This is a genomic window from Pseudomonas sp. EGD-AK9 (assembly GCF_000465935.2).
GTDB lineage: Bacteria > Pseudomonadota > Gammaproteobacteria > Pseudomonadales > Pseudomonadaceae > Aquipseudomonas.
Genome location: NZ_AVOF01000103.1, coordinates 1 through 8,757 on the forward strand (window position 1 = coordinate 1; position 8,757 = coordinate 8,757).

General features: G+C 67.5%; 6 protein-coding genes and 1 pseudogene. 6 read left to right on the top strand and 1 reads right to left on the bottom strand.

Annotated elements, in window-relative coordinates; all coding sequences use genetic code 11:
* The 4 genes and pseudogenes from N878_RS05720 to N878_RS05735 form a co-directional block, all read left to right on the top strand.
* A pseudogene (locus tag N878_RS05720) lies at nucleotides 1-406 on the top strand (acetyl-CoA C-acyltransferase); the annotation flags it as partial.
* Between the two features lie 421 nt (nucleotides 407-827).
* Nucleotides 828-2,375, top strand: a complete 1,548-nt coding sequence (locus tag N878_RS05725) for an AMP-binding protein (RefSeq protein WP_021442724.1) — start codon at nucleotides 828-830, stop codon at nucleotides 2,373-2,375.
* Nucleotides 2,376-2,389: 14 nt separating this feature from the next.
* Nucleotides 2,390-3,553: an acyl-CoA dehydrogenase family protein gene (locus tag N878_RS05730; protein WP_021442725.1), complete on the top strand. Its 1,164-nt coding sequence runs from the start codon at nucleotides 2,390-2,392 to the stop codon at nucleotides 3,551-3,553.
* A 73-nt stretch (nucleotides 3,554-3,626) separates the two neighbouring features.
* On the top strand, nucleotides 3,627-4,928 hold the full coding sequence (locus N878_RS05735) for an MFS transporter (protein WP_021442726.1): 1,302 nt from the start codon (nucleotides 3,627-3,629) through the stop codon (nucleotides 4,926-4,928).
* Here N878_RS05735 and N878_RS05740 read toward each other — a convergent pair.
* Entirely contained in the window at nucleotides 4,892-5,863 is a 972-nt protein-coding gene (locus tag N878_RS05740; RefSeq protein ID WP_021442727.1) for a LysR family transcriptional regulator, read from the bottom strand. The two genes, N878_RS05735 and N878_RS05740, sit on opposite strands and share 37 nt — an antisense overlap.
* A 287-nt stretch (nucleotides 5,864-6,150) precedes the next feature.
* On the opposite strand from N878_RS05740, the gene N878_RS05745 reads away from it, so the two are divergent.
* Both N878_RS05745 and N878_RS05750 read left to right on the top strand, forming a co-directional pair.
* Complete coding sequence (locus tag N878_RS05745) at nucleotides 6,151-7,932, top strand: DUF1302 domain-containing protein (RefSeq protein ID WP_031302805.1); 1,782 nt, start codon at nucleotides 6,151-6,153, stop codon at nucleotides 7,930-7,932.
* Nucleotides 7,933-7,944: 12 nt separating this feature from the next.
* Nucleotides 7,945-8,757: DUF1329 domain-containing protein (locus N878_RS05750; protein WP_021442729.1), on the top strand; the 813-nt coding region annotated here is incomplete at its 3' end.

The window sequence follows — 8,757 nt, forward strand, 5'->3', positions numbered from 1 at the left end:
GGTGAGCGGCAGCCTGGCCGCCCGCCACGACGTCGCCCCGCTCGGCCTCTATCGCGGCATCGCCGTGGCCGGCCTGGCGCCGGAGGAAATGGGCATCGGCCCGGTGTTCGCCGTGCCCAAGCTACTCAGGCAGCATGGCCTGAGGGTCGACGACATCGGCCTGTGGGAACTCAACGAAGCCTTCGCCTGCCAGGTGCTGTACTGCGCCGAACGACTCGGCATCGACCCGAGCAAGCTCAACGTCAACGGCGGCGCCATCGCCATCGGCCACCCTTACGGCATGAGCGGCGCGCGCATGGTCGGCCACGCACTGCTGGAGGGCAAGCGCCGCGGCGTGAAGTTCGTCGTGGTGACCATGTGCGTGGGCGGCGGCATGGGCGCGGCCGGTCTGTTCGAAGTGCTGTAACGCCGTTCATACCCCATCCAGCCCGGCCGAAACCGTGCGCACCAGCCGTTGGTGCGCGCGGCGCAGCCTACGAGCGGCCGCTTGGCCGCCGATGCAGGGCCAATGCATCGGCCGGCCCCTCCGCTGAAATAGTCGTCATTCCCGCGCAGGCGGGAGCGCAGCTTTATCGCTGAACAGCGCTTGCGCTGACCTGATCCACAACCGGCCTGGTAGCTGGGCTCCCGTCGTCGCGGGAGTGACGGTACAGGGCATTTTCAGCACGTCCCCGGACACTCTTGCCGCACGGTAAGTTAGCGCCGGTTGGCGTTATATCTGTCGCCATCCAATAACGATATGGGCTGCATCGAACTCTTGTATTAGTTATCGACGAACTTGCCTGGCTAGCATCGGCGAACATTGTCCAGCCGATGAGAACAACAAATTGAACCTCGGAAAAATCATCAACCGCAGTGCACTTTATTGGCCAGACCATGAGGCACTCGTCGATAACAAACAGCGCATCAACTTCGCGCAACTGGAACTTCGCACCAACAGGTTGGCCTCGGGCTTGTTCGAGCTCGGCCTGCAGCCCGGTGCGCATCTGGCCATATTGGCGCTGAACCGGGTCGAGCTGGTCGAGGCGGAAATCGCCCTGTACAAGACCGCCATGGTCAAGGTGCCGGTCAACGCCCGCCTGTCCCTGGACGAGATCGTGCAGATCCTCAACGACTCGCACAGCCAGGCGGCCATAGTCGAGGGGCGCTTCGCCGCCGCCTTGCACGACCGCCGCGAGGAGCTCCCACGGCTGCGCTGGATCGTCTCGCTCGACGACGAGGCCGGCGATATCGCCTATTCCACGCTACTGGCGCGCGGCAGCGAGGCGCCGGTGCACAGCGACCCGGCCGACGACGCCCTGGCCGTGCTGCATTACACCTCCGGCAGCTCCGGGGTGCTCAAGGCCGCCATGCTGACCTTCGGCAACCGCAAGGCGCTGATCCGCAAGAGCATCGCCAGCCCCACCCGCCGCGCCGCACCGGGCGACGTGATGGCCCATGTCGGGCCGATCACCCACGCCAGCGGCATGCAGATCATGCCGCTGCTGGCGGTCGGCGCCTGCAACCTGCTGCTGGAGCGCTACGACGACCGCCTGTTGCTGGAGACCATCGAGCGCGAACGGGTGACCCGGCTGTTCCTGGTGCCGGCGATGATCAATCGGCTGGTCAACTTCCCCGAGGTCGAGCGCTTCGACCTGTCCAGTCTGCGCCTGGTGATGTACGGCGCCGCGCCCATGGCGCCGGCGCTGGTCAAGCGCGCCATCGCGGTGTTCGGGCCGATCCTGGCCCAGGGCTACGGCGCCGGCGAGACCTGCTCGCTGGTCACCGTGCTGACCGAGCAGGACCACCTGATCGAGGACGGCGACTTCAGCCGCCTGGCCTCCTGCGGCCGCTGCTATTTCGAGACCGACCTGCGGGTGGTCAACGAACACTTCGAAGACGTGAAGCCCGGCGAGATCGGCGAGATCGTGGTCAAGGGCCCGGACATCATGCAGGGCTACTGGCAGGCGCCTGAGCTCACCGCCGAGGTGATGCGCGACGGCTACTACCTCACCGGCGACCTGGCCACGGTGGACGCGCGCGGTTACCTGTTCATCGTCGACCGCAAGAAGGAAATGATCATTTCCGGCGGCTTCAACATCTACCCCACCGAAGTGGAGCAGGTGCTCTACAGCCTGCCCCAGGTGTTCGAGGCGGCGGTGGTCGGCGTGCCCGACGAGCAATGGGGCGAGGCCGTGCGCGCCGTGGTGGTGCTCAAACCGGGCGCGAGCCTGAGCGCCGAGGCCGTCATCGAGCACTGCGGCCGCAGCCTGGCCAGCTTCAAGAAACCGCGCGCGGTGGACTTCGTCCAAGAGCTGCCGAAGAACCCCAACGGCAAGGTGGTGCGCCGCCTGATCCGCGAAGCCTACTGGCAAAACACCGACCGCCGCATCTGATGGGAGAGTTCAACATGATCGAACCAAGTGCCAAGGCCAGCCAACTGATCGACGGGCTCAAGGCCTTTATCCGCGACGAGGTCGCCCCGCTGGCGCAACGCGAGGGCATCCTCTGGGGCGAACCGGTGCCCAGGCCGCTGCTGCGCGACCTGTGGAAGCGTTCCTGCGAACTGGGTTTCTACAACGCCATGCTGCCGGAAAGCCTCGGCGGCGCCGGGCTCAGTGTCGCCGAACTGTGCGCGGTGAAGGAGGCGGCGGCGCTCAGCGGCTCGCCGCTGGCCGCGCACGTGCTCGGCGAGCTGTCCGGGCCACCGCGCATCGGCCATTTGTTCAAGGTGGCCAGCGCCTACCAGGTCGACGCCTTCCTGCGCCCGGTGTGTGCGGCGGACAAGGCCGTGTGCTTCGCCCTTACCGAGGCCGAGGCCGGCTCCGATGCCAGCGCCATCGGCACCACCGCGCGCCGCGACGGCGAGCACTATGTGCTCAACGGCGCCAAGCGCTACATCTCCGGCGCGCCCTATGCCGACCTCGCCGTGCTGCTCGCGGTGACCGAGCCCGGCCGTGGTGCCCAGGGCATCTCGGCCTTCTTCGTCGACCTGGCGGCAGACGGCGTGCGGGTGGACAGCGACTACGCGGTGATGTCCGGCGGCGGCGCCCATGGCAACATCCTGCTCAAGGACGTGCGGGTGCCGGTGGACAACCGCATCGGCGAGGAAGGCGAAGGCTTCAAGCTGGCCATGGGCCGCATCACCCTCAACCGCCTGCTGCATTGCCCGACCATGCTCGGCATGGCCGGCCTGGCGCTGAACCTGTCGCTCGAACATGCCCGCACGCGCAAGCAGTTCGGCCAGCCGATCGCCATGTTCCAGGCCATCAACCACCAGCTCGCCGACATGGCCACCGAGCTGTACGCCGCGCGCAGCATGATGTACGCCACCGCCGCGCTGAACGACGCCGGCGGCGACATCAAGCTGCAGGCGCCGATGTGCAAGCTGTTCGCCTCGGAAACCGCCTTCCGCATCGCCGACAAGGCGGTTCAGGTCCACGGCGGCGCAGGGTTGATCAAGGGCCATCCGGTCGAGTGGCTGTTCCGCGCCACGCGTATGATGCGGGTACTCACCGGCACCAGCGAAATCCAGCGCAATACCATTGCCAAGGGCATCCTGATGCCCGGCTAAGGGCGGCAGGACAGGCCCGCCCCCCACGCGGGGCGGGCCTTTTTCCATAACAACAAGATCAGAGATTACCCCCATGACTCGCGACGCCCCTGCCTTCCACCCTCGCACCGCCTGGACCATCGCCTTCCTGCTGGCCTTCATGATGCTGGTCAACTTCCTCGACAAGGTGGTGATCGGCCTGGTGGCCGTGCCCATGACCCAGGAACTGGGCCTGACCCCGACCGAGTTCGGCCTGATCGGCGGCGCCCTGCACTGGTTCTTCGCCATTTCCGCGGTGATCGGCGGCTTTCTCGCCAACCGCCGGCCGACCCGCACCCTGCTGCTGGGCATGGGCCTGTTCTGGTCGCTGATCCAGCTGCCCATGCTGTTCGCCAGCTCGCTGTGGATGATCGTCGCCTGCCGCGTGCTGCTCGGCATCGGCGAGGGCCCCGCCTCGCCGGTGGCCACCCACGCGCTGTACAAGTGGTTCCCCAACGACCGCCGCAGCCTGCCGGTGGCCCTGCTGCATTCCGGCAGCGCCATGGGCCTGCTGGTGGCCGGCGCGATGATTCCCTGGATCAGCCTGAACTACGGCTGGCGGGTCAACTTCGCGGTGCTGGCCGCCATCGGCGCGGTCTGGTGCGTGCTGTGGCTGCGTTTCGGCCGCGAAGGCAGCCTCGACAGCCTGCGGGCCGGCCAGCTGGCGCCGGATGGCGAGCGCCTGCCCTACCGCCGCCTGCTCAGCGACGGCAGCGTGCTGGGCAACTACCTCTGCCACTTCGCCGCCAACTGGTCGCTGGCGCTGACCCTGACCTGGGTGCCCAGCTACCTGGAGATCGGCCTGGGCATCGACCCGCTGAAGACCGGGCACATCTTCGTCATGTTCGTGGTGGTGACCACCCCGCTCAGCCTGTTCATGGCCTGGCTGTCGCAACGTCTGCTGCGCAGCGGCTACTCCTCGCGGGTGGCGCGCGGCGCCTTCGTCTCGGTGTGCCTGATCGCCAGCGGCCTGCTGTCGGCCTCGCTGATCCTCACCGAGCTGTCGGTCGCCACCCGCGTCGCCTGCCTGACCCTGAGCGGCGGCCTGGCGCTGGTGATGTACTCGGTGGGCCCGGCCATGCTCGGCGAGTTCACCCCCAGCAGCCAGCGCGGCGGCATCCTCGCCATCGGCAACGCGGTGGCCTCGCTGGCCGGCCTGTCGGCGCCGGTGATCACCGGCATGCTGGTACAGGGCGCCGGCGCCGCGCATCCGCTGGGCTATGCCCAGGGCTTTCTGGTGTGCGGCGGCGTGCTGGTGGTGGCGGGCCTGATCGGCCTGGTGAGCATGAACCCGCAGCGCTCGCGCCAGCGCCTGCTGGCTCAGGAAGCGGTGTCCGGCGCCTGTTCGCGGGCCTGATCCGACTCCTCCGGGCTGCGCTCGATCAGGCTGCCGCGCCAGCGGCCGTCGCCCACCGCATCGAGCAGCAGCCCGCGCACCAGATCGCGCATGCACGAGGCCGCGAAAGACAGCGGCTTGTGCACCGAGTAGGCGATGGACACGGTGCGGGTGATGCGCGGCTCGACGATCAGCCGCGCCGCGGTGGACTCGAACAATTCCTCCAGCGGCGGCCAGTTGCAGATGGTCGCCGCCAGCCCATGGCGCACCAGGCTGGCGATCCCCGGCGCGGATTGCTGCTCGTAGACCACGTTGAGCGTCACCCCCGCCTCCATCGCCGCCTGCTCGATACGCCGGCGCAGGTGCAGGGCCCGCGGCGCCATCACCAGGCGCGTGGCGCCGGCCTCGGCCAGGCTGATCGGCGTGCCGCTCTCGGCGCTCGAACCCGGCCCTACCCAGTACAGGTCCTCGGTGAAGATCGGCTCGGCGATCACGTGCTCCAGCTCCTCGGCGTTGGGCACCACGCCGAAATCCACCTTGCCCAGCTCGATGGACTGGCCGCCTTCGCGGGTCAGGCCGTCGCAGATGGTCAGGCTGATGCCGGGGAACTTGTCCGAGGCCCGGCGGATGATCTCCGGCAGCAGCAGCGCCGAGACCGTGGCCGGAATCGAGATGGACACGTGGCCCCTGGGGTCGCCGCGGGTCGACGCCAGCTCGTCCTTCACCGAATCGAGTTTCTGCACCACCGAGCGGGCCACCTCGTAGAGCCGGCGCCCGGCGTCGGTCAACGCCACGCCGTCGTGCTGGCGCTCCAGCAGCTGCATCTCCAGCTCGCTCTCCAGCAGGCCGATCTGCCGGCTCAGGGCCGGCTGGGCGATATAGGCGCGGCGTGCGGCGGCGGAGAAGCTGCCGGCCTCGGCAATGGCGATCAGGTAGCGGAGCTGCTTGAGGGTCATGCGGTTCTCTCTGGCTATGCCGAAGCGTTATGGCAACTATCCGAAGACACTATTTGTCGGCTTTTTCAGGCGCCCCTAGTATCGCCGAAACACCGCCATCCAGGGAGTAGGCACTACCCAGAGTTACCGCGCGAAACATTAAGTTTTTCCACCGGGACAATTAATTCGCGGCCTGCCCTATATCGCCAGACGAATTAAACGTTCACCCCGAATATTGTCCGGACCAACTTATCGACAGCGCACCCACAACTTAACTATTCACTCGACAACAAAGAGGATAATGAGTGATGAGATGCAAAGCATCGGGCTTTATCAAGCCCCCTTATCTGCTGTTGCCGTTGAGCTGCCTGATCGGCTCGGCCGCCGCGGCGAACTTCCAGTTTGGCGAACTCGAAGCCCAGCTGGATTCTTCGCTGTCGATCGGCACCAGCATCGCCACCGCCAATCCCGACCCGAAGCTGATGCAGAGTGCCAGCGGCGACGACGGTCGGCGCAATTTCGGCGCAGGCGACGCCTTCTCCGGCATCTTCAAGGGCACCCACGACCTGGAGCTGCGCCATGGCGACTTCGGCGCCTTCCTGCGCGGCAGCTACTGGTACGACTACGTGCTGCGCGACCGCGAGCAGCCGTTCAAGGACGTGGTCGACAACAACCGCAAGCGCTCGGCGAAATCGGCCGGCGCCGAGCTGCTCGACGCCTTCGTCTACTACAACTACGCCGTCGCCGATCAGCCCGGCTCGGCCCGCCTGGGCAAGCAGGTGGTGAACTGGGGCGAGAGCACCTTCATCCAGGGCGGGCTCAACACGGTCAACCCCTACAACCTGTCGGCGCTGCGCCGGCCCGGCGCCGAGGTCAAGGAAGGCCTGGTGCCGGTGAACATGTTCTACCTGTCGCAGAACCTCAGCGACGCGCTCTCCGGCGACTTCTTCTACCAGCTGGACTGGGAGCAGACCCAGCTCGACAACTGCGGCACCTTCTTCTCCAGCAACGACTTCATGGCCGACGGCTGCGATGGCCTCGACGTCGGCAGCGTGCTGACCGGCATCCCGGCGGCGGTGGCGGCGCTGACGCCGTTCGGCGTCAACCTCACCGACGAGGGCATCCGCATCCCCCGCGGCCAGGACCAGGACGCCCGCAACGGCGGCCAGTGGGGCCTGTCGCTGCGCTGGTTCGCCGCCGAGCTGGATACCGAGTTCGGCGCTTACCTGGCCAACTACCACAGCCGCCTGCCCTATCTGGGCACCATCAGCAGTCCGTACTACAACAGCCCGGTATTCGGCAACGCGCTGGACAACGCCCTGCGCCTGGGCACCTCGCAGTACGTGGTGCAGTACCCCGAGGACATCCGCCTGTACGGCCTGACCTTCTCCACCAACCTGCGCACCGGCACGGCGTTGCAGGGCGAGGTCAGCTACCGGCCGAACATGCCGATCCAGTTCAACGGCACCGACGTTATCCAGTCGCTGCTCAACGACGCCACGCGTTCGCCGCTGGTCGCCAAAGGCATCCGCCCGGCGCAGGCCGACAGCCTGTTCAACGGCTACCTGCGCAAGGAGGTGACCCAGGCCCAGGCCACCGCCACCCATTCCTTCAGCCAGGTGATGGGCGCCGATCAGCTGGTGCTGGTCGGCGAGGTCGGCGGCACCTGGGTCGGCGGCCTGGAAGGCAAGTTCGGCCCGCGCTACGGGCGCAACGGCACCTTCGGCAACGGCATCCTCGCCAGCGGCGCCTGCGCGTCCATCTCGAAGACGCCCGAGCACTGCAACGACCAAGGTTTCCTCACCGCCTTCTCCTGGGGCTACCGGCTGCGCGCCACCTGGAGCTATGCCAACGCCATCGCCGGCATCGACCTGCGCCCCAGCCTGTCCTGGCAGCACGACGTCGACGGCAACGGCCCCGGCGAAGGCTCGGCCTTCAGCGAAGGCTCCAAGGCCATCAGCCTCGGCCTCGATGCCACGCTGAACAACACCTACAACACCAGCCTGGCGTACACCGACTATATCGACGGCGACTACGGCACCCGCGGTGATCGCGACTTCGTCTCGATCAGCCTGGGCGTCAATTTCTAAGCGGAGTCCCTGATGAACCACACCAAAACCCTGCTGCGCGGCGGCGCCCTGCTCTGCACCCTGCTGCTGGCCGGCTCGGCCCTGGCAGCCGTGACCGCCGAACAAGCGGCGCAGCTGCAAACCACCCTGACCCCCATCGGCGCCGAGCGCGCCGCCAGCGCCGACGGGCGCATCCCCGCCTGGGACGGCGGCCTGGCCAAGGCCAACCTGAGGCTGCTGGCCAACGGCATACCGGCCGATCCGTTCGCCGATGAGCAGCCGCTGCTGACCATCGATGCGAGCAACTACACCCAGCACCAGGAGCACCTCAGCCCCGGCCAGATCGCCCTGCTCCGGCGTTTCCCGGACAGCTACCGGCTGCCGGTCTACCCCAGCCACCGCAGCGTGGCGATCTCCGAGTCCGTGGCCCAGGCGGCCGCGCGCAACGCGGTCAACGCCAAGCTGAGCAATGGCGGCAACGGCGTGGAAGGTTTCGCTAGCGTGGTGGCCTTTCCCATTCCGCAGAACGGCCTGGAAGTGCTGTGGAACCACCTCACGCGCAACCGCAACCCCAGCTTCAGCCTGATCACCGACAGTGCCGCGCCGCAGAAGGACGGCGCCTACACCGTCATGACCACCCAGCAGTACTTCACCCGTGGCGAGGCGGTGCAGGGCCAGGCGCCCGACAAGGCGCGCAACATCCTCTACTACTACAGCCACAAGCTCACCGCGCCGGCGCGCATGGTCGGCGAGGTGGTGCTGGTGCACGAGACCCTCGACCAGGTCGCCGAGCCGCGTCTGTCCTGGGTCTACAGCGCCGGCCAGCGCCGCGTGCGGCGCGCGCCG